Consider the following 23,446-nt stretch of genomic DNA (forward strand, 5'->3'; position numbering starts at 1 on the left):
GTCCGCGTGTCCCGCTCCCCCGCCCGCCTGGTGCCGGTGTTCCTGCTGCTCATGCTGGCCTTGAGCGGGTGTGTCCGGCTGCACGCGGCGATGGCCGTCTCCGAGGACGACAAGGTGTCCGGCGAGATCGTGGCCGCGACGCCGCCGACCCAGGACAGCGACCCCGGCCCGCAGCTCAAGGTGCCGTCGGAGCTGGCCGAACGGGTCACCACCAAGGCGTACAAGGTGGACGGCTACGCGGGCACGCAACTGCTCTTCACCGGTCTGTCGTTCGAGGAAGTGCGCACGCTGGCGAGCGTCACGAGTCCGTCGAGCAGCCGTTACCAGCTCAACTTCCGCCGGTCGGGTGACCTGGTGACGCTGTCCGGCTCGGTGGACCTGAGCACGGTCCCGGTCGACCGGGCGGACATCCAGGTCAAGATCAGCTTTCCGGGCGAGGTCGTCGACACCAACGGCCGCGAGGAGGAGGACGCCACGATCGCGTGGGACCCCCGGCCCGGCCAGGCGTCGATGCTCACCGCGACCGTGCGCTACGAGGGCGAGAACGCGCCGTCGTACGTGGGCTGGACGCTGCTCGTCGCGGGCCTGGTCGGCGTGGCCGTGCTGATCGTCCTGGCGCTCGCGGTCGTGTCGCACCGCCGCAGCCTGGTCGCCTATTAGGCCAGGTTGAGCTGCCAGGAGACCCCGAACCGGTCGTTGAGCCAGCCGAATTTCGCACTGAACCCGTAGTCGTCCAACGGCATCAGCGGCATGCCGCCGTCCGCCAACGCCTCGTACACCCGATCGATCTCCGCCTCGGTGTCGCACTCGACGAACAGCGAGACCGACGGGGTGAAGGTGAAGTCGTGCGGCATGGAACTGTCCATGCACATGTAGAACTGCCCGCCCATCCGGAAGGTCGCGTGCACCACGCTGCCCTCGACTCCCGGCTGCTCAGGGCCGTAGCGGGTCACCGACAGCACCTCGCCATCGTCGAAGAGCGACGTGTAGAACGTCATCGCCTCCTCGGCCCGGCCCTGGAACATCAGCAACGCGGTCACCTTTGGCGCGTTCACAGCACCACACACTAGGCCCGCGCGGGCACCAGTCCCAGCCTCCCGACGACCTCCCTGGTCGCCTTCGAGCGGTTGAGGGTGTAGAAGTGCAGGCCGGGCACGCCCTCGGCGAGCAACCGCGCGCCGGTCTCCGTCGCGAGGTCGATCCCGGCGCTGCGGAACGCCGCAGGGTCGTCGAGGTACGGGTCGAGCCGGCGGGACACCTCGTCGGGCACGTCCGCGCCGGACAGCTCGACCGTCTTGGCCAGCGTGCGCTTGGTCGTCAACGGCATCAGGCCGGGCAGCAGCGGCACGTCGCCGCAGCCCGCCGCGTCGAGGCGGTCGCGCAGCCGCAGGAAGTCCTCGGGCCGGAAGAACAGCTGGGCGATGACGTAGTCCGCACCCGCCCTGATCTTCGAGACCAGGTGCTTGGTGTCCGTGTCCAGGTCGGGCGAGCGCGGGTGGCCGTAGGTGGACGCGGACACGCCGACGCAGAAGTCGCCGAGTTCGCGGCACAGCCGGACCAGTTCCTCGGCATAGGTCAGGCCGTCGGGCTGCGGCGTCCACTCGCCGTACGGGTCGCCCGGCGGGTCGCCGCGCAGCGCCAGGATGTTGCGCACGCCGACCGCGGCGTACCAGCCGATCACGTTGCGCAGCTCGGCCACCGAGTGCTGCACGGCGGTCAGGTGGGCGGTGGCGACCAGCGTGGTCTCCTGCGCGATGCGTGCCGTGGTGCGGATGGTCCGGTCGCGCGACGAGCCGCCCGCGCCGTAGGTGATCGAGACGAAGGACGGGTCCAGGGGCTCCAGCTCGCGGATCGCCCGCCACAGCACGGCCTCGTCGGCGTCGTCCCGGGCCGGGAAGAACTCGACGGAGAACCCGGGGCTGTCCCGACGCAGGCGCTCGACCACCGATGTCATGTCCACCACCCTAGTAGGCGGTCCGAGAGGTGGGAGGACTCTTTCACCAGATGGAACGAGCACCCCGGTCGGACGCCGTGACCACGCTGGGGAGACGATAGACGGGTGCCGCTCCACCCGTTGGACCTGGATCTGCCCAAGCACGTCGACGCAGCATTGGCGGGCTACCTCGCCGACCGCCGGTCGCTGGGAGAGCGGATGGAGGCGAACTTCACCGGCGCGGTGGACGCCCTGGCCGACTTCGTGCTCGGCGGCGGCAAGCGCATCCGGCCGACGTTCGCCTGGTGGGGCTGGCGGGCGGCCGGCGGCGACCCCGAGTGCGCGCAGGCCGAGGCCGTGCTCACGGCCGTCAGCTCGCTCGAACTGATCCAGGCGTGCGCGCTCGTGCACGACGACCTCATGGACGCCTCCGAGACCCGGCGCGGCCGGCCGACCGTGCACGTCGAGTTCGCCCGCCGCCACCGCGAACAGGGCTGGCTCGGCGAGCCCGCGCGGTTCGGGCTCGCCGCCGCCGTGCTGATCGGCGACGTGGCCCTGGCCTGGGCCGACGACATGCTGTTCGCCGCCGGGCTGCCCACCGACGCGTTGCAGCGGCTGAGCCTGCCGTGGCGGGACATGCGCACCGAGATGCTCGCCGGCCAGTACCTCGACGTGCTCACCCAGGTGCGCGGCGACGCCTCGGCCGACGCCGCGCTGCGCATCGACCGGCTCAAGACCGCCGCGTACACCGTCGAACGGCCGCTGCACATGGGCGCGGCCATCGGCGGCGGGTCGCCGGAGCTGATCGACGGGCTGCGCGCGTTCGGCACGGACATCGGCGTGGCCTTCCAGCTGCGCGACGACCTGCTCGGCGTGTTCGGCGACCCGACCGTCACCGGCAAGCCCGCGGGCGACGACCTGCGCGAGGGCAAGCGGACGCTGCTGGTCGCGCTGGGCATCGAGCGCGGCGCGGACGTGCTGGAGCACGCGCTGGGCCGGCCGGACCTCGACGTCGCGACCGTGGACGAGGTGCGCGCCCGGCTGGTCGAGGTCGGCGCGGTGGCCGCCGTCGAGGAACGGATCACCGAGCTGACCGAGTCGGCGCTGCGCGCGCTCGACCGGGCGCCCGTGGCCGAACCCGCCGGCGACCGGCTCGCCGAGCTGGCGGTGAGCGCGACCAGAAGGACGTACTGAGCATGCGCGCGGTGAACGGGCCGACCGACCACGTCGTGGTGGTCGGCGCCGGCCTCGCCGGGCTGTCCGCAGCCCTGCACCTGCTCGGCGCGGGTCGCCGGGTCACCGTGGTCGAGCGCGACGACGTGCCCGGCGGTCGGGCCGGCCGGCTGGACCTGGACGGGTACCCGTTCGACACCGGTCCGACCGTGCTGACCATGCCCGAACTGGTCGACGAAGCGCTGGGCGCGGTCGGCGAGACCCTGGCCGACCGGCTCGACCTGCTGCCCGTCGACCCGGCTTACCGGGCGCGGTTCGCCGACGGGAGCACGCTGGACGTGCACGCCGACGCGGACGCCATGGAGGCCGAGGTGCGCCGGTTCGCCGGACCGCGCGAGGCGGCCGGCTACCGGGCGCTGCGGACCTGGCTGACCGACCTGTACCGGGTCGAGCGGGACGCGTTCCTGGGCGCCAACTTCGACTCGCCGCTGGACCTGCTGACCCCGGAGCTGGCGAAGCTCGCGGCGTTGGGCGGCTTCTCCCGGCTCGCGCCGGCCATCGGCCGGTTCCTGCGCGACGAGCGGCTGCGCCGGGTGTTCTCGTTCCAGTCGCTGTACGCGGGCGTGCCGCCCAAGCGCGCGCTCGCCGCGTACGCCGTGATCGCGTACATGGACACGATCGCGGGCGTCTACCACCCGCGCGGCGGCATGCGCGCGCTGCCGGACGCGCTCGCCGCCGCCGCCCGGGACGCGGGCGCCGACCTGCGGTTCGGCACGCGGGTGGCGTGGCTGGAACGGATCGGGTCGCGGGTGAAGGCGGTGCGCACCGCCCAGGGCGAGCGCATCCCGTGCGACGCCGTGGTGCTCACCCCGGACCTGCCCGTGTCCTACCGGCTGCTGGGACACCGGCCGCGTCGGCCGCTGCCGGTGACGTGGTCGCCGTCGGCCGTCGTGCTGCACGCGGGCACCCGGCGGCGCTGGCCCGAACTGGCCCACCACACGATCTTCTTCGGCCGGGCGTGGGACCGGACGTTCACCGAGCTGACCCGGCGGGGCACGCTGATGAGCGACCCGTCGCTGCTGGTCACCGCCGCACCGGACCAGGGCCTGTTCGTGCTCGCGCCGGTGCCCAACCTGCGCACCGGCCGCATCGACTGGGACCGGGTCGGCCCGGCCTACCGGGACGAGGTCGTCGGCACGCTCGAAGCCCGCGGCCTGACCGGGCTCGACGCGTCGATCGAGGTCGAACGCCTGGTCACGCCGCACGACTGGGCCGGTATGGGCCTCGCGGCGGGCACCCCGTTCTCGGCCGCGCACACGTTCGCGCAGACCGGCCCGTTCCGGCCGCGCAACCTGCTGTCGGGCGTGGACAACGCGGTGCTGGCGGGCTGCGGCACGACGCCGGGCGTCGGCGTGCCGCCGGTGTTGATCTCCGGCCGGCTCGCCGCGCAGCGGATCACCGGCGTGACCGGCGCCACGCGCGGCCGACGGGTCGCGGCACGGCCGGCGCGCGGCCGGTGACGATCCCCGGAACGATCATGATCACGAGGCTGTCACACGTGTTCGCCATTGCGTGCCGACCGCCCTCGGTGTTGTGCGACGATGTTGCCGCGATGGCCGCGACACCGTCCCTTCCCCGATCGAGCGCCGCTCCTGTCGACCCGGTGCGGTTCGCCGCTACCCGGGTCGAAGCCGCCGGAGAGCACGACGACCCGCGCGGCATCCCGATCCGCACCATCCTGCTCGGCGTCGCCGGCGTCATGCTGATCGCGCTCGGCGGCACCGGCGCGGGCGCCACCCTCAAGCGCGACCCCCTGCTCACCGACACGTCGCTGAGCTGGATCCGCTACGGCCACGGGCACGACCTGGCGACGGCGGTGCTGTACATCGGCCTGGGCCTGGTGGTCTGGGCGTGGGTGCGGCTGGGGCGCATGGTGCGCAACCGGCACGTCGGCTCGGCGGCCGTGCTCACGGCCGTGGTCGCGTGGACGTTGCCGCTGCTGTTCGCGCCGCCCCTGTTCAGCAAGGACATCTACAGCTACCTGGCGCAGGGCCAGCTCGCGCTCAACGGCCTGGACCCGTACGAGGTCGGCCCCGCCGTGCTCCAAAGCCCGTTGTCGGACAACGTGAGCTGGGTGTGGCAGAACACGCCCGCGCCGTACGGTCCGCTGTTCATGATGCTCGCCGAGGGCGTCGTGTGGGCGACGAACGCGAGCGTGATCGGCGGCGTCGTGGCCATGCGCCTGGTGCTGGCCCTCGGGCTGGTCCTGGTCTGCTGGGCGCTGCCGGGCCTGGCCCGCCACCTCGGCGGGCGGCCGGCGGTGGCCCTGTGGCTCGCGGGCGCGAACCCGCTGATGCTGGTGCACCTGATCGGCGGCGCGCACAACGACGTGATCATGGTCGGGCTGATGGCGGCGGGCGTGCTGCTCGTGCTCGACCGGCGGCACGTGTTCGGCATCGCGCTGGTCGCCCTGGCGTTCTCGGTGAAGGCGACGGCCGTGATCGCGGTGCCGTTCCTGGTCCTGGTGTGGGCGCGGCGGATGCCCGGGTCGCGCAACGCCCAACTGGCCAAGGCGGTCGCGGCGGGCGGCATGACGTTCGTCGGCGTGTTCGCGGCCACGACCGCGATCGCGGGCCTGGACCTGGGCTGGATCCCGGCGTTGGGCACGTCCTCGACGATCGTCAACTGGCTGTCGCTGCCCAGCGCGGTCGGCGACTTCGCCTTCACGGTCACGAACCTGGTGGTCTCCGTCGAGCCGGGCGTGTTCATGACGATCGCGCGCGGCCTCGGCAGCCTGCTGCTGCTCTACGTGGCGTGGCGGCAGTGGCGCGCGGCCGACGAGGGCGGGCCGGGCGCGATCCGGCACGCGGCGTTGACCATGCTGGCCCTGGCGCTGCTTTCGCCGGCCACGCTGCCCTGGTACTTCAGCTGGGCGCTGGTGTTGGGCGCGGGCCTGGCGTGGACGACGCCGGCGCTGAACCGGGCCACGTTCTTCTCGGTGTTCCTGCTGCTGGTGACGTTCCCGGACGGCAACACGGCGCTGTACTCGTGGGGCTACCTGGTGCTCGCCGCCGGCGTGTCGGCGCTGGCCTGCGTGACGTCGACCAGGCCGGACCCGCTGAGGCTCTCCGGCAGGTACACGTGACCGACCTGGCCGCGGCGTACGCGCACTGCCGCGAGTCCAACGCCCGGCACGGACGCACGTTCTTCCTGGCCACCAGGCTGCTGTCGCCCGCGCGTCGACCCGCCGTGCACGCGTTGTACGGGTTCGCGCGACTGGCCGACGAGATCGTGGACTCCGGCACCTCGGCCGATCCGGCGGGCGACCTCGACCGGCTGGAGAAGCGGCTGCACGACGCGCTCGCGGGCCGGCCGACGCCGGAACCCGTGCTGCTCGCCCTGGCCGACACGGTCCGCCGGCACGGCCTGGACCCGGGGCTGTTCGGGGACTTCCTGGCGTCGATGCGGATGGACCTGGACGTCGTCTCGTACCCGGACATGGCCGCGCTGGGCCGGTACGTGCGCGGGTCGGCCGAGGTGGTCGGGATCTGGCTGCTGCCGGTGTTCGGCACGGTCGTGCCGCGCACCGAGGCGGAACCGGCCGCGGCGGCGCTGGGGCGGGCGTTCCAGCTCACGAACTTCCTGCGCGACGTGGCCGAGGACCTGGACCGGGGCCGGGTGTACCTGCCGGGCGACGTGCTGGCCGCCTACGGCGTGGACCGGGAGCGGCTGACGCGCTGCCGGCGGACCGGGCGGGTGGACGAGCGGGTGCGCCGGGCGTTGCGGCACCTGGTCGCGGTGACGTACGCGGTGTACCGGGAGGCCGAGGCGGGGATCTGCCTGCTGGCGCCGTCCGCGCGGCCGTGCGTGCGCACCGCGGCGACGCTGTACCGCGAGATCCTGGACCGGATCGTGGCGGCGGACTGCGAGGTGTTCGCGCGGCGGGTGGTCGTGCCGACCGGACGCCGGTTGGCGGTGGCCGTGCCGGGCCTGGTCGGTGCCCTGCTGGCCCGCTGAGCCAGGCCCCCGGAAAAGACAAGGCCGGAAAAGACAAGGCCGGAAAAAGCCCGACCGGGCGGCGGGTGCCGCCCGGTCGACGTGTTCGAAGTGATCAGAAACCCATCGCCTGCGCGCGGCGCTTGACCTCGCGCCCCCGGTCCCCGCGCAACGCCTCGATGGGCGTGCCGGGCAGGGTGTCGTCGTCGGTGAACAGCCACCGGAGGATCTCCTCGGTGGAGTAGCCGGAGTCGCGCAGCACCGTGATGGTGCCGGGCAGGCCCTTGACCACCCCGCCCGCGGCGAGGAAATCGGCCGGTACGACGAGCACGCCGTTCCGGCGCTCCGCGAGGAGTTGACCGTCGCGCAGCAACTGGTGGACCCGGGTGACCGGGAGGGACAGACGCTCCGCGACCTCGGGCAGGTCCAACACCTCAACGTCGGGAGCCAGGACATCCGCAGCGGCAGGAATCGCACTCACAAGCGTCACGATGCCACAACGACGGGAGCAATGCCCTGCGCCAACCGGGTGGAAGCGGTACATCCACCGGCCGCCTGCCGGACACCGGCCGTTCCCTCAGGACCTGACACGAACCTCACACACGGAACGCGATCCTCCATCACACGACACGGGGCACTTTCACCCCACCGTACGATCCACGATCGTGGAAAGGTCGGCGACGAACGTGATCGGCGGGCTGCTCGAACAACGCTACCGCGTTGGTGCCCTGGTGGCACGGGGTGGCATGTCCACCGTCTACCGCGGCGTGGACACCCGTCTCGAACGACCCGTGGCGATCAAGGTCATGGACCCCCGTTTCTCCGCCGACCCCGCGTTCGTGGCGAGATTCGAGCGCGAGGCACGGGCGGCGGCCGGGCTGCACCACCCCGGCGTGGTGGCCGTGCACGACCAGGGCGTGGACGAGGAACGCGTCTACCTGGTCATGGAGCTGGTCGAGGGCGGGACGCTGCGCGACCTCATGGCCGCGCGCGGCACCTTCGACGTGCCGCTCGCGCTCAGCGTGCTGGAGAAGGTGCTCTCCCCGCTGGCCGCCGCGCACCGGGCGGACCTCGTGCACCGCGACGTCAAACCCGAGAACGTGCTCATCGGCCGCGGCGGCACGGTCAAGGTCGCCGACTTCGGCCTGGCGCACGCCGTGTCCGCGGCCGGCCCCTCCGGCGACACCACGCTCCTGGGCACCGCGTCCTACCTCTCCCCGGAACAGGTGACCACCGGATCGGCGGACGCGCGCAGCGACGTGTACGCCGCCGGCGTGCTGCTGTACGAGATGCTGACCGGCACGCCGCCGTTCGTCGGCGATGACGCGTCCTCGGTCGCGCACCGGCACGCGACCGAGGACGTGCCGCCGCTGACCGACCACCCCGCCGAGGTGGCCGAACTGGTCCGGCGCTCGACCCGGCGTGAACCGTTCCTGCGCCCGGCCGACGCCGACGCGTTCCTGGGCGAGGTCGAGGCGGCACGGGCCGCGCTGGGCATCACGCCGGTCGACGTCCCCGTGCCCGGCACGCCCGTGGCGCCCGAACCCGCCACCATGCGCGTCGAGCAGACCGTGCACCTGGGCGCGCCCGTGACCGAACTCACCGTGCCCGTGCGCCGGATCGACCCGGACGGCCCCCAGGGCACCGTGGCGATCCCCCTGGGCGAGATCGCGGCACCGCGGCCCGCGCGACCCTCCGGTCAGCGCAAGAAGCGGCGGAAGAAGACGCCCGAGCAGCTCCTCGAAGAGATGCGGCAGCGTGGCAAGCGGCAGATGATCACGTGGACGAGCGTGGTCGTCGTCGTGGGCATCCTGGTCGGCCTGTCGGCGTGGTGGATGACCGTCGGCCGGGTCACCAGCGTGCCCGCCGTGGTCGGCCAGGAGGAGAAGGCCGCGCGGTCGATGCTCGACGACGCCGCGCTGAAGTTCACCGTCAGCGGGCAGAACAGCGACGACGTCCCGCGCGGCCAGGTGATCAGCACCGACCCGCCGGCCGGTACCGAGGCGTTGCGCGGCGACCTGGTCCGCGTGCTCGTGTCGCGCGGCCGTCCGGTCGTCCCGCAGATCGCGGCGGGCACCGACGTCGAGGTCGCCAAGCAGGAGATCGCGTCCGTCGGCCTGGTCGCCCAGCAGAACGAACAGGACACGCTGTTCAGCGACCGGGTGCCCAAGGGCAAGGTCGTGTCGCTGAACCCGACGTCGGGCAGCGAGGTCCCGATCGGCTCGGCGGTCCGCATCCTGATCAGCAAGGGTCCCGAGCCCAAGCCCGTGCCGCAGGTCGTCGGCAAGACCAAGGACGAGGCGTTCGGCGCGCTGACGGCGGCGGGCTTCACGCCCGAGGAGGGTCCGCCCGAGTTCTCGCCGACCGTCGAGGGCGACCGCGTGGTGCGCACCGACCCGCCGGCGGGCACCAACGTGACCGGCAACGACCGGCGCGTGGTCGTGACGCTGTCCAACGCCGTGACCGTGCCCCAACTCCAGGGCAAGAAGGTCAAGGAGGCCAAGGAGATCCTGGAGCGGGCCGGCTTCAAGGTCGAGATCCAGTACAACAAGCGCGAGCGGGCCACCGTCATCGGCCAGTCGCCCCAGGCCGACACCAAGGCACCCAAGGGCTCGACGGTCACGATCATGGCCCTGTAGGACGACGAAAACGGCCCCCGGCGCTTGCCGGGGGCCGTTTCGCGGGTCGCTTCAGCTGCGGAGCATCTCCGCGACCAGGAACGCCAGCTCCAGCGACTGCTGGGTGTTCAGGCGCGGGTCGCACGCGGTCTCGTAGCGGCCGGCCAGGTCGGTGTCCGAGATCTCCTGGGCACCGCCGAGGCACTCGGTGACGTCCTCGCCGGTCAACTCGATGTGGATGCCACCGGGGTGGGTGCCCAACCGGCGGTGCACCTCGAAGAAGCCCTGGACCTCGTCCACGATCCGGTCGAAGTGCCGGGTCTTGTAGCCGGTCGACGACTCGTGCGTGTTGCCGTGCATCGGGTCGCACTGCCAGATCACCTGGTGGCCGGACGCGGTCACCTTCTCGACGATCGGCGGCAGCACGTCGCGCACCTTGCCGTTGCCCATGCGGCTGATCAGCGTCAACCGGCCGGGCTGGTTGTGCGGGTCCAGGCGCTCGACGTACTCCACCGCCAGTTCCGGCGAGGTCGTCGGACCGATCTTCAGGCCGATCGGGTTGGCCAGCAGCTCGGCGAACGCGATGTGCGCGCCGTCGAGCTGACGGGTCCGCTCGCCGATCCACAGGAAGTGCGACGACAGGTCGTAGAGCTTCGGCTGGTCGCTGTTCGTGTCCAGCCGCAGCAGGGCCCGCTCGTAGTCGAGCAGCAGCGCCTCGTGCGAGGCGAAGATCTCCGTCGTGTGCAGCGAGGTGTCGTTCACCCCGCACGCCGACATGAACCGCAGACCGCGGTCGATCTCGGCGGCCAGCGCCTCGTACCGCTCGCCGGCCGGCGACGTGCGCACGAAGTCCTTGTTCCAGTCGTGCAGCCGGTGCAGGTCGGCCATGCCCGCCTGGGTCATCGCCCGCAGCAGGTTCATCGCGGCACCCGCGTTGGCGTACGCGCGGATCATGCGCGACGGGTCCGGCACGCGGGCCTCGGGCGTGGCGACCAGCGAGTTGACGATGTCGCCGCGGTAGGACGGCAGGCCCAGCGCGTCGATGTTCGACGAGCGCGGCTTGGCGTACTGGCCGGCGATGCGGCCGATCTTGACCACGGGCAGGCTCGCGCCGTAGGTCAGCACGACCGCCATCTGGAGCAGGGTCCGGACGTTGGCGCGGATGTGCGGCTCGGTGTTGTCCGCGAACGTCTCCGCGCAGTCGCCGCCCTGCAACAGAAACGCCTCGCCGCGAGCGACCTCGGCCAGGTTGTCGCGCAGCCGGTCGATCTCGGCCGGCACGGTGATGGGCGGCACGCTCTCCAGCACGGCCCGCACCCGGTCGACCTGCTCGGCGTTCGGCCACTCGGGCTGCTGGTGGGCAGGCCGGGCGAGGGCGTCGTCGAGACGGGTGCGCAACTCGGGCGGAAGGGGCGGAAGCTCCGGAAGCGTGTCCACGGGCACGTCCACGGTCCAGTTCACGTGTTAAGGGTAGGCCGTCGAGGGCAAGGCGCTGCCACCGGTAGGGCCGGTCATGATGAGAGTCATGCCCGAAAAGCGGTTGGACGACGCCACGGCCGGACGGCTGCTGGCGGTCGCGGTGGAGAACGTGCGGCGCGAGTACCCGGTCCACTGGGTCCACGTGGTGTCGGCCGACGGCGGGCTGGTGCCCCAGCGGGAGCTGCACCCGGTGTTCGCCGGGTCGTTCGACTGGCACTCGTGCGTGCACCAGACGTGGCAGATCGTGCGACTGCTGCGCCTGTGGCCCACGCTGGCCGGCGCGGAGGACGCGTCGGACACGCTGGACTCGTTGATCACCCTGGACGGCAGCCGTACCGAGGCCGCGTTCTTCGACGGCCCGCAGGGGTCGTACTGGGAGCGGCCCTACGGGTGGGCGTGGCTGTTGACGCTGGCCGCCGAGCTGCACACGTGGGAATCGCCGTGGGCGGCCGAACTCGAACCCCTGACCTCGACGATCCGTGACCGCTTCCGGTCCTGGATCGCCGGCGCCCGGCTGCCCGTCCGGACCGGCACGCACGGGAACACGGCGTTCGCGGCCGGCCTGGTGCTGGACGCGGCACGGGCGGTCGACGACGTCGACCTGGCCGCCGCGTGCGAATCGGCCGCGCTGCGGTGGTACTCCGGGGACCGCGGCTACGGCGGCTTCGAGCCCGACGCACCGGATTTCCTGTCCCCGATCCTGACCGAGGCCGACCTGATGCGCCGGGTGCTCCCGGCCGACGACTTCGTGTCGTGGTTCGAGGAGCTGCTGCCCGATCTCGGCGGCGACCGGTGGCGGGTGCTGCGCTCGCCCGTCGAGGTCGAGGACGCGTCCGACCCCTACGGCGCGCACCTCGTGGGACTGGCGTTGTCGCGGGCGTGGCAGTGGCGTGCGATCGGCGAGGCGTTGCCGCCCGACCACCGGTTCCGCACGCCGGCGTCGGACGCGGCGGCGGCCCACGCGGACGCCGGGTGGCGGTACGTGTTCGACCAGGGCTACGCGACCGAGCACTGGGTCGGGTCCTACGCGCTGTACCTGGGCGTCGGTGCTTTCAAGGGGTAGAAAAGGGCCGCGCCCCTTGGTGAACCGCTCCCCGGAAGTTGGACTGGGAATCCAGTTCCGACTGTCCGGGGAGCGGTTCGTTGCATCCACGCAGTTCGTTGTCAGAGGAGCAGCGGGAGTCCGCTGTCGTGTTGTTCGAGGCCGGGTGGGGCAGGGACGCTGTCGCGACCCGGCTGGGTGTGCCCGCGACAGCGGTGCGACGCTTGCATGATCGTTGGAGGCTGCGGGGCGCGGGAGCGTTGATGGCCAAACAGGGCAGGCGGTCGTTCACGTTCGAGTTCAAGCTGGAGGTCGTGCGCCGGTTCGTCGACGGTGGGGCGTCCGCGCTGGAGCTGGCGCGTGAGCATGACCTGGCCTCGCCGAAACAGGTCGAGACCTGGGCCAGGTTGTACCGGCGTGACGGCGAGGACGCGCTGCGGCCCAAGCCGAAAGGCCGGCCTGCCAAGCCCGCCGGCACCACCGGGCTCAGCGAGCTGGAACGGTTGCGGCAGGAGAACCTGGAGCTGTCCGCGAAGGTGGCGTACCTGGAAAAACTGCGGGCCTTGAAGGAGCAGGGGCGAGACTGAAGACCCAGGTCGTCGCCACCCTCAAGGCTCAGTATCCGCTCGCGGCGCTGCTCAAGGCCGCGGGCCTTGCCCGCTCGACGTTCTTCTACCAGCAGGCCCGCCTGGCCCGGCCCGACCCGCACGCCGAACTCAAGACCGCGATCACCGAGGAGTTCGAGGCCGCCCATGGCCGTTACGGGCATCGGCGGGTTCACCTGGTGCTGAGCCGCAAGGGCCGGCGGGTGGCCAGGAAGACGGTGCTGAAGCTGATGAACACCCTCGGCCTGGTCTGCAAGGTCCGCAGGCCACGCCGCCACCGGTCCTGGCAGGGGCAGACCGGCACCACCGCCGGGAACCTGCTCAACCGCGAGTTCGGCGCCTCGTCTCCGGACACGAAATGGGTCACCGACGTCACCGAGTTCCGCGTTGGTGACCGCAAGATCTATCTGTCGCCGGTGATCGACCTGTTCGACCGGTCCGTGATCGCCTACAGCTGCGGCCTGTCCCCGTCGCTGGAGCTGACGAACTCCTCACTGCGCGCCGCGATCGCCACCCTGCCCGCCGCGGCCAGACCACTGGTGCACCCCGACCAGGGCTTCCACTACCAGCACGTCACCTGGCGCAGGCTACTGGCCGATGCCGGTCTGACCCAGTCGATGTCCCGGCGGGGCAACTGCCTGGACAACGCGGTCGCCGAGAACTTCTTCGGACATCTGAAGGAAGAACTGTTCCACCACACCACGTTCGACACCGTCGAGGAGTTCACCGCGGCACTGCACGAGTACATCGACTGGTACAACACCACCCGCATCTCCACCACGCTCAAGGGCCTGAGCCCGGTCCAATACCGAGCCCAGGCCCTCGCGGCCTAACCTTCAGTTAGCCAGTCCAACTTTCGGGGACCAGTTCACTGGAGGCACGGCCCTTTCCGGGTCGATCAGCCGAAGAAGACCTCGGCCTCCGAGTAGCGCTCCGTCGGAACGGTCTTCAGCTCGGCGGTGGCCTCGGACAGCTTCACGCGGACGATGTCGGTGCCCTTGAGTGCGACCATGACGCCGAAGTCGCCCTCGGCGACCGCGTCCACCGCGTGCAGGCCGAACCGGGTGGCCAGGACGCGGTCGTAGGCCGTGGGCGTGCCGCCGCGCTGGACGTGGCCCAGCACGACCGCGCGCGACTCCTTGCCCGTGCGCTCCGCGATCTCCTCGGCCAGCCACTGGCCGACGCCGCCCAGGCGGACGTGGCCGAACGCGTCCTTCTCGCCCGAGTGCAGCACCTCGGCGCCGCCCTCGGGGATGGCGCCCTCGGCGACCACGATGATCGGGGCGTACTCGCGCTCGAAGCGGCGCTCCACCCACTCGACGACCTTCTCCACACTGAACTGACGCTCGGGCACGAGGATGCCGTTCGCGCCGCCCGCGAGGCCCGAGTGCAGGGCGATCCAGCCGGCGTGGCGGCCCATGACCTCCACGACCAGCGCGCGGTGGTGGGACTCCGCCGTCGTGCGCAGGCGGTCGATCGCCTCGGTGGCGATGTGCACGGCCGTGTCGAAACCGAACGTGTAGTCGGTCGAACCCAGGTCGTTGTCGATGGTCTTCGGCACGCCGACGACGCCGATGCCGTCGTCGGTCAGCCTCTTCGCCACGCCGAGGGTGTCCTCGCCGCCGATGGCGACCAGGGCGTCGACGCCGTTGGCCGCGAGCACCTCGCGGATCTTGTCGACACCGCCCTCGACCTTGTACGGGTTGGTGCGCGAAGAGCCCAGGATCGTGCCGCCCCGGGTCAGGATGTCCTCGACGTCGGGCAGTCCGAGCGGCCGGGTCAGGTTCTCCAGGGGACCCTGCCAGCCGTTGCGGAAGCCGACGACCTCCCAGCCGTGGACCTCGATGCCCTTGCGGACCACGCCGCGGATGACCGCGTTGAGGCCGGGGCAGTCGCCACCGCCGGTGAGCACACCAATGCGCATTTTGCTTAGCCAATCTTCTCGTGGCGTCGGTCACCCTAGACTGTCACGGACTGGATCGGTGCAGCAAGGGTGCGCCCCGTCACCGGACCACGAAGCCCCGGCGGTTCCGTTCGGCCTCGATCACCTTCCACCGGGCCAGGTTGTGGCGGGCGTCGGCGAGCGCGTCGTGCGCGTCGGCGGGCGGCTGCGGCAGGCGTGGTTTGCCCACGTCCTCCCAGCGCTGGCGCAGGTCGCGGGTGAAGCGCGGCAGCATGCGCGGCAACGCGGGCATCGCGCCCCACAACTGGGCCAGGGCCACGTGGTCGTAGGCGGCGAACCACGCCCACAGCTCGACGTCGTCGCGGTTGGCCTTGGGCCCGCCGAAGAAGTCGATCAGGTCCTTCTTGATCCGCTCACGACTGCGCCACGCGGGATCGGCGGGCGGCGGGAGCTGGTTGAGCACGTTGGCCCGCACCCACGGACCGGCCTTGGCCGGATCGAACCCGGTCGACACGGCGTAGTACTCGCGGCCCTCCTCGTCGACCACGCCGATGGAGACGAGGTCGATCGTCACCCCGTCCTCGATGAACTCACAGTCGTAGAAGAACCGCACGGCACCACCCTAGGTGGCGATCAGCCGGCCTTCTTGTCGGGGAGCCGGTCGGCGGCGGAGGTCTCGTCGGCGGTCTCCTTGGCCTTGGCCGCGTAGACGTCGACGTACTCCTGGCCGGACAGCTCCATCAGGGCGTACATGATCTCGTCGGTGATCGACCGCAGCACGAACCGGTCGCCGGACAGGCCGGCGTAGCGGGAGAAGTCGAGCGGCTTGCCGATCTTGATCCGGATCGGGTACGGCCGCCACATCTTCGAGCCGATGGGGTTGGCCTTGTCCGTGCCGAACATCGCGACCGGGATGACCGGCGCACCGGATTCGAGGGCGATCCAGGCCACGCCGACCTTGCCCTTGTAGAGCCGGCCGTCCGGGGAACGCGTGCCCTCCGGGTAGATGCCCAGCACCTTGCCCTCGCGCACGATCCGCACGCCCGTGTCCAGCGCGGCCTGGGCCGCACTCGCGCTCGACCGGTCGATGGGCACCTGGCCGACGCCGGAGAAGAACCACCGCTTGATCGCGCCCTTGACACCCTTGCCCGTGAAGTACTCGATCTTCGCCGGGAACGTGACCCGGCGGGACAGCTTCAACGGCAGGAAGAAGGAGTCGGACACCGCGAGGTGGTTGCTCGCGAGGATGACGCCACCGGACTCGGGCAGGTTCTCCGCGCCCTCGATGATGCGCGGACGGAAGAACAACTTCAGGATCGGCCCGATAAAGACGTGCTTCATCAACCAGTAGAGCACCCTGGGAACGCCTCCTCGACGTGCGGTGACCCGCACCAGCCTACGGAGCGGACCTCACGGGGCACAACGAAGCCGGTGCCCGGGAAGACCCTCCGGCTGCCGTAATCCGCAACACAACGCGGTCGTGGGACGATGGACACAAGCAGGGCAGGGCGCCTTCACGACCGGAGGGCTGGGGCACGCCGATGAACTCCCGACGCGACTCGACCGACGGCCCGGAGGACGTGGACGCTGCCTTCGCGGAGATCGTCGCGAGCCTGGAACGCGAGGGCGTCGGCACCTCGTGGCCGGACGAGAAGCCCGAGCCGCCCGAGGAGGTCGACCGGCACGTCGACCGCCCGGCGCCGGTGGACGTGGCGGACGAGGAAGACGATCCCGCGGACCATTACGTGCCGCCGGAGCCCCCGCCACTGCCCATGCTGCGCAAGGGCACGATCGCCGCGTTGGCGCTGATCCTGCTGGGCGTCGTGCTGCTGGTCTTCCCGGGCCTGTTCGGGCTGTCGTCGCGGATCGGCACGCCGTTGGCCCTGGTCGTCCTGTGCTCGGGCGTCGGCTGGCTGCTGCTGCGTCTGCGCAACAACCCGCCCCCCGACTCCGGCTGGGACGACGGCGCCGTCCTCTGACGCTCGCGAGTCCTCCACTCGAACGCCCCGAACTACGCACTCGGGCACCCTTCCCTCTCGCAAACGCGCGAGTTATGCGTTCAGGCACCGCGAGTTGTGCGTTCAGGCACTGCGAGTTATGCGTTCAGGCACCGCGAGTTGTGCGTTCAGGCGCCACGGGCCGGACCCCTGAGTTCGGGGCAGGAGCCGCGAGTCCCGCCGCAGGGCTACCGAGGCACGCGTTCGGACCCGCGAGTCGCACGGTCGGGCGCTGCGAGTCCGGCCGCTTCACGGAGGTGGCGGCGGGTGAGGACGTGGCCCCGACGACCAGGCACGTGGCCCGGATGCGCGAGTGCGCGTTTCAGGGTGCCCGGGTACGGGGCTCACATGCCCGGTGCGCGGCCCGAGGTGCGCGAGTACGCGACTCGGGCTGTCCGAACGCACAACTCACGGTGCCTGAACGCACAACTCGCGGTGCCTGAACGCATAACTCGCGCGTTTACGGAGGGGAAGGGGCCCGAGTGCGTAGTTCAGGGTGTCCGGGTGGAGGACTCGCGGGCCAGGACGGCGGCGCCCACCAGACCGGCGTCGTCGCCGAGCTGGGCGGTGCGGATGCGGGCCGGCGGGCGGTGGCCGGCGCCGGTCATGACCGACGCGTAGCGCTCACGGGCGTCGTCCAGGAACAGGGGCGCCGACTCGGACACCCCGCCGCCGACCACCACGACCTCGGGGTCGTAGACGTCGGCCACCAGGGCGAGGCCGTCACCCAGCCAGCGGGCCAGGTCGGCCAGCGCGCGACGGGCCACCGGATCGCCGTCCCGGGCCGCGCCCGCCACCCGACGACCGGTCACCACACGACCGTTGCCCACCACCTCCCGGGCCAGCACGGTCGACGAGCCCGGATACCGCGCCAGCAGTTCGACGGCGGTCGTGGCCAGGGCCGTCCCGCTGCAATACCGCTCCCAACAGCCCGCACGCCCGCACGGGCACGGCCGCCCGTCGGGCACGAGCCGCAGGTGTCCCAGCTCAGGCGCCACGCCGTGCGCACCCCGGAACAACACCCCGTCGACCAGCAGCGCCCCGCCGATCCCGGTACCCAGGGCGACCAGCACGGCCACCCGCGCGCCCCGGGCCGCGCCGAAGCGGTACTCGGCGAACGCCGCCGCGTTGGCGTCGTGCTCCAGCACGACGGGCAGTCCCACCCGCCGCGCGACGCGTTCGGCCACGGGCGCCCGCCGCCACGCCAGGTGCGGCGCGAACAGCACGGTCCGCCGGTCGGCCGCCACGAACCCCGCCACCGCGAGCCCGACGGCCGTCACGGGGTGCCGCGCGGCCAGGTCCGCGATCGCACCGCAGATCGCGTCCTCCAACGCCGCCACGCCGCCGGGTGTCGCCGCACGGACGGTGTCGAGCACCTCGCCGTCGCCGGTGACCACGCCCGCGCGCACGCTCGTGCCGCCGACGTCGAGGCCGATCGTCAGCACCGACGGACGACCGGGATGTGCTGCACGTGGGGTGGCCCGGGAGAGTCCTCGGCGGCGGCCGGCGGGCGGTCCAATGCGGCCCGCAGCACGGCGATCAGCCCGACGACGTGCTCGGCTGCCTTGGCCGCCAACTCCGACCGGTCGCCCTTGAGCACCGCGGCCACGTTGCACACCGGGCACCAGCCGCAGGCACCCGGGTCGTGCCCCTCCTCGGCGGCGAGTCGGTTCAGCCAGGGCTGGAAGCGGTCGGCCGCCACGTCCAGCAGCCGGCGCAGTTCGTCGATCGGGTCGGCGTCCACGGGAATCACCGCATCCAGAGGTCGGGATCGGGCCGGAAGCGGACGACCAGGCTCTCGGCGTCCAACTCCGCACCGGTCACCACACAGCGCTTGAGCAGCGACGGCAACGCGACGAGCCGACGCCGCCCGTCCACGGTCACGGCCAGTTCGTCGCCGACGCGGGCCAGGCCGAGGTCGGAGTCGCCGACGCGCACCGCGATCCGCAGCACGTAGTCGTCCCCGTCGCGGGACATCTCCGCCGCCGCGGATCCGGACCGGACGCCGTCGAGCGGGTCCGCTCCCCCGTACAGCGACTCGGCGACCGCGAGCAGTTCGGCCACGCCGACAGGTTCCTGCGCGCGGTGACCGACAGTGCGCACCACGCCGAGACCGTCCAGTCCGGCGAGCACGGCCTCCTGCTCGGCACGCCGGGTGCGCAGCCACGAGGCCGCCGCACCGGTCTCGGCGCCGGGATCGGGCACGAGCCGGTTGGCCACGACGCCGTCCACGGCGATCCCCTGGAGCGCCAGCGCGGTCGCGGTCCGCCGGGTCTCGGCGGCGACGACGCGTTCGGGCGTCAGCACCAGCCGCACGGCGGTGTCCGGCGAGGTCAGCAGGTCACGCAGCCGCTCGAGGCGCTCGGCGAGCCGGCCCAGGGCGTCGGCGGTCGCGTCCCAGCGGTCGACCTGCGCGCTGCCCGCGACGCCGGCCAGCAGTCCGCGCACCACGCGCCGATGGGTCGGGAACAGCCGTTCGAGGTACGAGGCCAGCGCCTCGGGCAGCGCCAGCAGCCGCAGCGTCTCGGCGGTCGGACCGCAGTCCACGACCACCGCGTCCCACGGCCCCTCGGCGACGAACCGGCGCACCTCGGCCAGCGCGAGCAGCTCCTCGACGCCGGGCAGCACGGTCAGCTCCTCGGCCGCCAGCTCGTCGACGCCCGCGCCCGCGAGCAGCGTCCGCAGGTGGCCGCGCAGGTCGCGCCACGCTTCGTCGACGAGGGCACGCGGGTCGACCTGGGCCGCGTGCAGTCCGGGTTCGACCTCGACCGGGTCGGCGCCGGCGGGCACGCCCAGCGCGTCGCCCAGGGAGTGCGCGGGGTCGGTCGACACGACCAGGGTCTTGCGGCCGGCGGCGGCGAGCGCGACGGCGGTGGCCGCGGCCAGCGTGGTCTTGCCGACGCCGCCCTTGCCGGTGAACAGGAGCAGGCGGGCGCTCATCCCGCCTTTTCCACCCGGCGCTTGAGCTCCTTCAGCGCGGTGTCCATGATCATCTTCTCGGCCTTGCGCCGGAACAGCCCGATCATCGGCACGACGAGCTGCACGGACAGCGTGTAGGTCACCTCGGTGCCGCCGCCCTTGGGCGTGAGCCGGTAGGTGCCCTCCTGGAACTTCTGCATCTGCCCTTTGACCAGGTGCCACGAGATCAGGCCCGGCGACCACTCGTCGTAGGCGAGCACGTACTCGTCCTTGATCGGCCCCTGGTCGATGTTGAACCGCACCTGCGCCGCCCGGCCGTCCGCGCGGGTCTCCAGCACCTCGGTCGCCTTGACCCCGTTCGCCCACTCGGGATACGTCGCGAAGTCGGCGATCACGTCGACGATGCGGTCCGCTGCCGCGTCGATGACGATGGACTGGGTTGACTCGTCGGCCATGCCGGGGAGGCTACCCGGTCACCAGCGCAGCACGTGCGGCGTGCCGGTGCGCTGGAAATGCCCGACGTTGACGCACTCCGTGCGCCCGATCCGGACCCGCCGGCTCAACGGCTGGTGCACGTGCCCGAACACCGACCAGCGCGGCCGGTCCCGCTCGATCACCTTCAGCAGCGCGTGCGAGCCGAACTCCGGACGCCGGGCCACGACGTCGTAGGTCAGGTCCGCGACGGCGGGTGGGATGTGCGTGCACAGCACGTCCACATCGGTCAGTCCGACGGCCGCCGCGCCGAAGTCCTCCTCGGTGCGCAGGTACGCGTGCCACGGCCCGCCACGCCGACGCGGCGCGAACGCGGGCGGCAGCAGCGCGCCGCCGACGAACCCGAACCGCAGGCCGCCGATCTCGGCCACCTCGCCGTCGAGCACGTGCACGCCCCGGCCCGCGAACCGGGGCCACAGCTCGGGACTGTCCACGTTGCCCGGTGTCGCGTAGGTCGGCGCGGGCATGGCCGCGAACAGCCGCTCGTACTGCTCCAGCACGGCCTCGCGGACCACCTCGGCGGCGTCGTCGACCTGCGCCCACAGCGACCGCAGGTACAGCGCGGCCTCGACGGGCATCCGACCGGTGCGCATCTCGGCGAACACGCGCACCTTCTCGGCGCCGAAGATGCGGCCGAGGATGCCGTTGCCGTGGTCGTAGTAGTCGACGAAGTCCAGCAGGTCGCCCAGCACGACCAGCGCGTCGGCACCGTCGCCCGCACGGGCGAGCGCCTCGGCGTTGCCGTGGACATCCGACACGACGTGAACGCGCACGGCATCGAATCTACGGCAGCGGGGGTGCCACCCCGGCGGGTCGTCCCGCCTCCAGGGACGCCTTGAGCCCGAACGCGACCGCCTTCGCGGCGAGCTGCCGGCGCCGGATCTCGGCCCGCACCCGGCGCGGCGTCGGCGTGCCCGGCAGTTCGGCGCGCAGGAAGTAGTGCAGCAACGTCCCGTCCGACATGGGCTCCAGCCACACCTCCATGGAGCCCACGAGCGCGCCCGTCACCGTCCAGCGCATCCCCTCGACGCCGCGATCGGCGTACACGGCGGGGAGGAGGTCCGGCCAGAAACCGGGCCACGCCGCCGGATCGGCGAACACCGCCGCCACGACGGCGGGCGGCACCGCCAGGAAGGTCTCGTCGACGACGTCCACACCGGCCACGACCGGCAACAGTGCCACGACACGGTCACGGACGGCCCGGCAGCCTGGTGTATCGCCGGAATCACAGGATAAGTTTCCCCACCGGTAACAATTCCCCCGTCCCGGAGGTCGACGTGCGCGAGTTCAGCGTCCCCGCCACCGCCACTGTGGCAGCCGAGGAGAACCTCACCGACATGGTGTGGGCGAACGCGGAGCGCTTCGGCAACGCGGTCAGCTTCCGGCGCCGGATCGACGGCACGTGGGTCGACGTGACGTCGCGCGATTTCGCCGCCCAGGTACTCGCGGTCGCCAAGGGGCTGATCGCGAGCGGGCTGGCGGTCGGCGACCGGGTCGGCCTGATGTCCAAGACCCGGTACGAGTGGACCCTGCTGGACTTCGCGATCTGGCACGCGGGTGGCGTGGTCGTGCCGATCTACGAGACGTCGTCGGCCGAGCAGATCGAGTGGATCCTGTCGGACTCGGCGACCAAGGCGCTGTTCGTGGAGACCGCCGCGCACCACGCGACCGTGGACACGGTCGTCGCGGACCTGCCCGAGGTGCGCAGCGTGTGGCGCATCGAGGGCCCCGGCGACGGCGTGGCCGGCGCGATCGACGAGCTGACCGCGCTGGGCGCCGCGGTGTCCGACGACGACGCCCGCGCCCGGCGCACCGAGGTGGGCGCGGACGACATCGCGACGATCGTCTACACCTCGGGCACCACCGGCCGGCCCAAGGGCTGCGAGCTGACGCACCGCAACCTGCTCGCCGAGGTCCGGTCGGACATCAACGCGTTCCCCCGGTTGATGCGCGCGGGCAACGCCCTGCTGCTGTTCCTGCCGCTGGCCCACATCCTGGCCAGGGCGATCGCACTGACCGCGTTCTCCGCGCGCGTGACGCTGGGCCACACCCCGGACGTGCGCAACCTGGTCGACGACCTCCAGTCGTTCCGGCCGACGTTCGTCGTCGCCGTGCCCCGCGTGTTCGAGAAGGTCTACAACGGCGCCAAGCAGAAGGCGCACGCCGGCGGCAAGGGCAAGATCTTCGACGCGGCCGAGCAGACCGCCGTCGCCTTCAGCAAGGCCCGCGACGAAGGCGGGCCCGGCCTCGGGCTGCGGATCAAGCACGCGCTGTTCGCGAAGCTGGTGTACGGCAAGCTCCAGGCGGCCCTGGGCGGCCGGTGCGTCGCCGCGGTGTCCGGGGGCGCGCCGCTGGGCTCGCGGCTCGCGCACTTCTTCCGGGGCGTGGGCGTGCCGGTGTACGAGGGCTACGGCCTCACCGAGACCAGCGCGGCGGCGTGCGTGAACACCGAGTCGGCGTTCCGCGTCGGCACGGTCGGCCGGCCGGTCGCGGGCACCTCGCTGCGCATCGCCGAGGACGGCGAGGTGCTGATCAAGGGCGACATCGTGTTCACCGGCTACTGGAACAACCCGGCGGCCACCGCCGAGTCGCTGGTCGACGGCTGGTACCGCTCGGGCGACCTCGGCGCGCTGGACGACGACGGCTTCCTGAAGATCACCGGACGCAAGAAGGAGATCATCGTGACGGCGGGCGGCAAGAACGTCTCGCCGGCCCAGCTCGAGGACCGGCTCCGGGCGCACCCGCTGATCAGCCAGTGCATGGTGGTCGGCGACGCGCGGCCCTACGTCGGCGCGCTGATCACCGTCGACCCGGAGTTCTTCCCGGCGTGGCGCGAGCGGACGGGCAAGCCCGCCACCGCCGGCGTCGCCGACCTGCTCGACGACGAGGACCTGCGCGCGGAGATCCAGGCCGCGGTCGACGACGCCAACCAGGCGGTGTCCAAGGCCGAGTCGATCCGCCGGTTCCGCATCCTGCCGGTGGACTTCACCGAGGCCGGCGGCGAGCTGACCCCGAGTCTGAAGCTGCGGCGGTCCGTCGTCTCGGACACCTACCGGCGGGACATCGAGTCGCTGTACGCGTGAGGTGGACTCACGATCCATCGGTCGCGGATCGACGTGATCCGCTTCACAAAGGTCCCCCGTTGGGGGACCATGGGCCAAACAAGACGAGTGGCCCGCACCACGTGGTGCGGGCCACTCGACCCCCAGTGATCGCGTATCCGCTCACGCGGACCCGATGAGCTTCGTCGTCCCGGTCCCCCGACCGGGACTCCTCAAGACTGCCCGAG

General features: G+C 72.0%; 24 protein-coding genes and 1 pseudogene. 12 read left to right on the plus strand and 13 right to left on the minus strand.

All coding sequences use genetic code 11. From position 1 onward, the window contains the following. Nucleotides 1-6: 6 nt before the first annotated feature. Nucleotides 7-660 carry a DUF3153 domain-containing protein gene (locus F4559_RS24975; protein WP_184672608.1) on the plus strand — a complete coding sequence of 218 codons (654 nt, stop codon included), beginning with the start codon at nucleotides 7-9 and terminating at the stop codon, nucleotides 658-660. Here F4559_RS24975 and F4559_RS24980 read toward each other — a convergent pair. Then, nucleotides 657-1,055: a VOC family protein gene (locus tag F4559_RS24980; RefSeq protein WP_312865807.1), complete on the minus strand. Its 399-nt coding sequence runs from the start codon at nucleotides 1,053-1,055 to the stop codon at nucleotides 657-659. The two genes, F4559_RS24975 and F4559_RS24980, sit on opposite strands and share 4 nt — an antisense overlap. An 11-nt stretch (nucleotides 1,056-1,066) precedes the next feature. Continuing rightward, the gene (locus tag F4559_RS24985) at nucleotides 1,067-1,954 is read right to left on the minus strand and encodes a methylenetetrahydrofolate reductase (RefSeq protein WP_184672610.1); all 888 of its coding nucleotides are present in this window, start codon (nucleotides 1,952-1,954) and stop codon (nucleotides 1,067-1,069) included. 105 nt (nucleotides 1,955-2,059) lie between these two features. On the opposite strand from F4559_RS24985, the gene F4559_RS24990 reads away from it, so the two are divergent. From F4559_RS24990 to F4559_RS25005, 4 genes are all read left to right on the plus strand, one after another. Further along, nucleotides 2,060-3,127 (plus strand): polyprenyl synthetase family protein, encoded by a 1,068-nt coding sequence (locus F4559_RS24990; protein ID WP_184672612.1) that lies wholly within the window; start codon nucleotides 2,060-2,062, stop codon nucleotides 3,125-3,127. A 2-nt stretch (nucleotides 3,128-3,129) separates the two neighbouring features. Beyond that, nucleotides 3,130-4,626 (plus strand): phytoene desaturase family protein, encoded by a 1,497-nt coding sequence (gene crtI / locus F4559_RS24995; RefSeq protein ID WP_184672614.1) that lies wholly within the window; start codon nucleotides 3,130-3,132, stop codon nucleotides 4,624-4,626. A gap of 143 nt (nucleotides 4,627-4,769) precedes the next feature. Further along, entirely contained in the window at nucleotides 4,770-6,251 is a 1,482-nt protein-coding gene (gene mptB, locus F4559_RS25000) for a polyprenol phosphomannose-dependent alpha 1,6 mannosyltransferase MptB (protein ID WP_312865808.1), read from the plus strand. Beyond that, nucleotides 6,248-7,123 (plus strand): phytoene/squalene synthase family protein, encoded by an 876-nt coding sequence (locus F4559_RS25005; protein WP_312865809.1) that lies wholly within the window; start codon nucleotides 6,248-6,250, stop codon nucleotides 7,121-7,123. Before mptB ends, F4559_RS25005 begins: the two co-directional genes overlap by 4 nt. Nucleotides 7,124-7,217: 94 nt before the next feature. Here F4559_RS25005 and F4559_RS25010 read toward each other — a convergent pair whose 3' ends face one another. Beyond that, nucleotides 7,218-7,583, minus strand: a complete 366-nt coding sequence (locus F4559_RS25010) for an Rv2175c family DNA-binding protein (RefSeq protein ID WP_312865810.1) — start codon at nucleotides 7,581-7,583, stop codon at nucleotides 7,218-7,220. 184 nt (nucleotides 7,584-7,767) lie between these two features. On the opposite strand from F4559_RS25010, the gene F4559_RS25015 reads away from it, so the two are divergent. Then, a complete protein-coding gene (locus F4559_RS25015; protein ID WP_184672620.1) occupies nucleotides 7,768-9,741 on the plus strand; it encodes a Stk1 family PASTA domain-containing Ser/Thr kinase in 1,974 nt (657 codons plus the stop codon). 51 nt (nucleotides 9,742-9,792) lie between these two features. On the opposite strand, the gene F4559_RS25020 is transcribed toward F4559_RS25015, so the two are convergent. Then, nucleotides 9,793-11,181: a class II 3-deoxy-7-phosphoheptulonate synthase gene (locus F4559_RS25020; protein WP_184672622.1), complete on the minus strand. Its 1,389-nt coding sequence runs from the start codon at nucleotides 11,179-11,181 to the stop codon at nucleotides 9,793-9,795. A gap of 64 nt (nucleotides 11,182-11,245) precedes the next feature. On the opposite strand from F4559_RS25020, the gene F4559_RS25025 reads away from it, so the two are divergent. The 4 genes and pseudogenes from F4559_RS25025 to F4559_RS25035 all read left to right on the plus strand — a co-directional run bounded on the left by F4559_RS25025 (nucleotide 11,246) and on the right by F4559_RS25035 (nucleotide 13,679). Next, nucleotides 11,246-12,262: a DUF2891 domain-containing protein gene (locus F4559_RS25025; protein ID WP_184672624.1), complete on the plus strand. Its 1,017-nt coding sequence runs from the start codon at nucleotides 11,246-11,248 to the stop codon at nucleotides 12,260-12,262. A 98-nt stretch (nucleotides 12,263-12,360) separates the two neighbouring features. Further along, a pseudogene (locus F4559_RS36920) lies at nucleotides 12,361-12,483 on the plus strand (helix-turn-helix domain-containing protein); the annotation flags it as partial. Between the two features lie 21 nt (nucleotides 12,484-12,504). Then, nucleotides 12,505-12,828 (plus strand): helix-turn-helix domain-containing protein, encoded by a 324-nt coding sequence (locus tag F4559_RS35500; RefSeq protein ID WP_246445261.1) that lies wholly within the window; start codon nucleotides 12,505-12,507, stop codon nucleotides 12,826-12,828. A gap of 47 nt (nucleotides 12,829-12,875) precedes the next feature. Next, entirely contained in the window at nucleotides 12,876-13,679 is an 804-nt protein-coding gene (locus tag F4559_RS25035; protein WP_246446340.1) for an IS3 family transposase, read from the plus strand. Nucleotides 13,680-13,744: 65 nt separating this feature from the next. On the opposite strand, the gene F4559_RS25040 is transcribed toward F4559_RS25035, so the two are convergent. The 3 genes from F4559_RS25040 to F4559_RS25050 form a co-directional block, all read right to left on the minus strand. Further along, nucleotides 13,745-14,770, minus strand: coding sequence for a 6-phosphofructokinase (locus F4559_RS25040; RefSeq protein ID WP_184672627.1), 1,026 nt, complete (start codon nucleotides 14,768-14,770; stop codon nucleotides 13,745-13,747). A 79-nt stretch (nucleotides 14,771-14,849) separates the two neighbouring features. Beyond that, nucleotides 14,850-15,362, minus strand: a complete 513-nt coding sequence (locus F4559_RS25045; protein ID WP_184672629.1) for a polyadenylate-specific 3'-exoribonuclease AS — start codon at nucleotides 15,360-15,362, stop codon at nucleotides 14,850-14,852. Nucleotides 15,363-15,382: 20 nt separating this feature from the next. Further along, nucleotides 15,383-16,105, minus strand: a complete 723-nt coding sequence (locus tag F4559_RS25050) for a lysophospholipid acyltransferase family protein (RefSeq protein ID WP_184672630.1) — start codon at nucleotides 16,103-16,105, stop codon at nucleotides 15,383-15,385. 185 nt (nucleotides 16,106-16,290) lie between these two features. On the opposite strand from F4559_RS25050, the gene F4559_RS25055 reads away from it, so the two are divergent. Then, the gene (locus tag F4559_RS25055) at nucleotides 16,291-16,728 is read left to right on the plus strand and encodes a hypothetical protein (RefSeq protein ID WP_184672632.1); all 438 of its coding nucleotides are present in this window, start codon (nucleotides 16,291-16,293) and stop codon (nucleotides 16,726-16,728) included. Nucleotides 16,729-17,237: 509 nt separating this feature from the next. Here F4559_RS25055 and F4559_RS25060 read toward each other — a convergent pair. Genes F4559_RS25060 through F4559_RS25085 form a run of 6 tightly spaced genes read right to left on the minus strand, consistent with a single transcriptional unit; the run spans nucleotide 17,238 to nucleotide 21,339 of the window. Then, nucleotides 17,238-18,191 (minus strand): ROK family protein, encoded by a 954-nt coding sequence (locus tag F4559_RS25060; RefSeq protein ID WP_184672634.1) that lies wholly within the window; start codon nucleotides 18,189-18,191, stop codon nucleotides 17,238-17,240. Continuing rightward, entirely contained in the window at nucleotides 18,185-18,490 is a 306-nt protein-coding gene (locus F4559_RS25065; RefSeq protein WP_312865811.1) for a hypothetical protein, read from the minus strand. Before F4559_RS25065 ends, F4559_RS25060 begins: the two co-directional genes overlap by 7 nt. A 5-nt stretch (nucleotides 18,491-18,495) precedes the next feature. Further along, nucleotides 18,496-19,686, minus strand: a complete 1,191-nt coding sequence (locus tag F4559_RS25070) for an ArsA family ATPase (RefSeq protein WP_184672638.1) — start codon at nucleotides 19,684-19,686, stop codon at nucleotides 18,496-18,498. Continuing rightward, the gene (locus tag F4559_RS25075; RefSeq protein WP_184672640.1) at nucleotides 19,683-20,120 is read right to left on the minus strand and encodes an SRPBCC family protein; all 438 of its coding nucleotides are present in this window, start codon (nucleotides 20,118-20,120) and stop codon (nucleotides 19,683-19,685) included. The genes F4559_RS25070 and F4559_RS25075 overlap by 4 nt, the downstream gene beginning before the upstream one ends. Nucleotides 20,121-20,138: 18 nt before the next feature. Continuing rightward, a complete protein-coding gene (locus F4559_RS25080; protein ID WP_184672642.1) occupies nucleotides 20,139-20,930 on the minus strand; it encodes a metallophosphoesterase family protein in 792 nt (263 codons plus the stop codon). A 10-nt stretch (nucleotides 20,931-20,940) separates the two neighbouring features. After that, on the minus strand, nucleotides 20,941-21,339 hold the full coding sequence (locus tag F4559_RS25085; protein ID WP_312865812.1) for a polyketide cyclase / dehydrase and lipid transport: 399 nt from the start codon (nucleotides 21,337-21,339) through the stop codon (nucleotides 20,941-20,943). Between the two features lie 95 nt (nucleotides 21,340-21,434). Between F4559_RS25085 and F4559_RS25090 the strand changes: the two genes are divergently transcribed. Next, nucleotides 21,435-23,240 carry an AMP-dependent synthetase/ligase gene (locus F4559_RS25090; protein ID WP_184672644.1) on the plus strand — a complete coding sequence of 602 codons (1,806 nt, stop codon included), beginning with the start codon at nucleotides 21,435-21,437 and terminating at the stop codon, nucleotides 23,238-23,240. The last annotated feature ends 206 nt before the right edge of the window (nucleotides 23,241-23,446 follow it).

Source organism: Saccharothrix violaceirubra (assembly GCF_014203755.1).
Classification (GTDB): domain Bacteria; phylum Actinomycetota; class Actinomycetes; order Mycobacteriales; family Pseudonocardiaceae; genus Actinosynnema; species Actinosynnema violaceirubrum.

Bases quoted from the DNA above. Each gene is read 5' to 3' on its own strand.
- F4559_RS25055 (WP_184672632.1), top strand. From the start codon at position 16,291: ATGAACTCCCGACGCGACTCGACCGACGGCCCGGAGGACGTGGACGCT.
- crtI (WP_184672614.1), top strand. From the start codon at position 3,130: ATGCGCGCGGTGAACGGGCCGACCGACCACGTCGTGGTGGTCGGCGCC.
- F4559_RS25040 (WP_184672627.1), bottom strand. From the start codon at position 14,770: ATGCGCATTGGTGTGCTCACCGGCGGTGGCGACTGCCCCGGCCTCAAC.
- F4559_RS24985 (WP_184672610.1), bottom strand. From the start codon at position 1,954: ATGACATCGGTGGTCGAGCGCCTGCGTCGGGACAGCCCCGGGTTCTCC.
- F4559_RS25075 (WP_184672640.1), bottom strand. From the start codon at position 20,120: ATGGCCGACGAGTCAACCCAGTCCATCGTCATCGACGCGGCAGCGGAC.
- F4559_RS35500 (WP_246445261.1), top strand. From the start codon at position 12,505: ATGGCCAAACAGGGCAGGCGGTCGTTCACGTTCGAGTTCAAGCTGGAG.
- F4559_RS25025 (WP_184672624.1), top strand. From the start codon at position 11,246: ATGCCCGAAAAGCGGTTGGACGACGCCACGGCCGGACGGCTGCTGGCG.
- F4559_RS25070 (WP_184672638.1), bottom strand. From the start codon at position 19,686: ATGAGCGCCCGCCTGCTCCTGTTCACCGGCAAGGGCGGCGTCGGCAAG.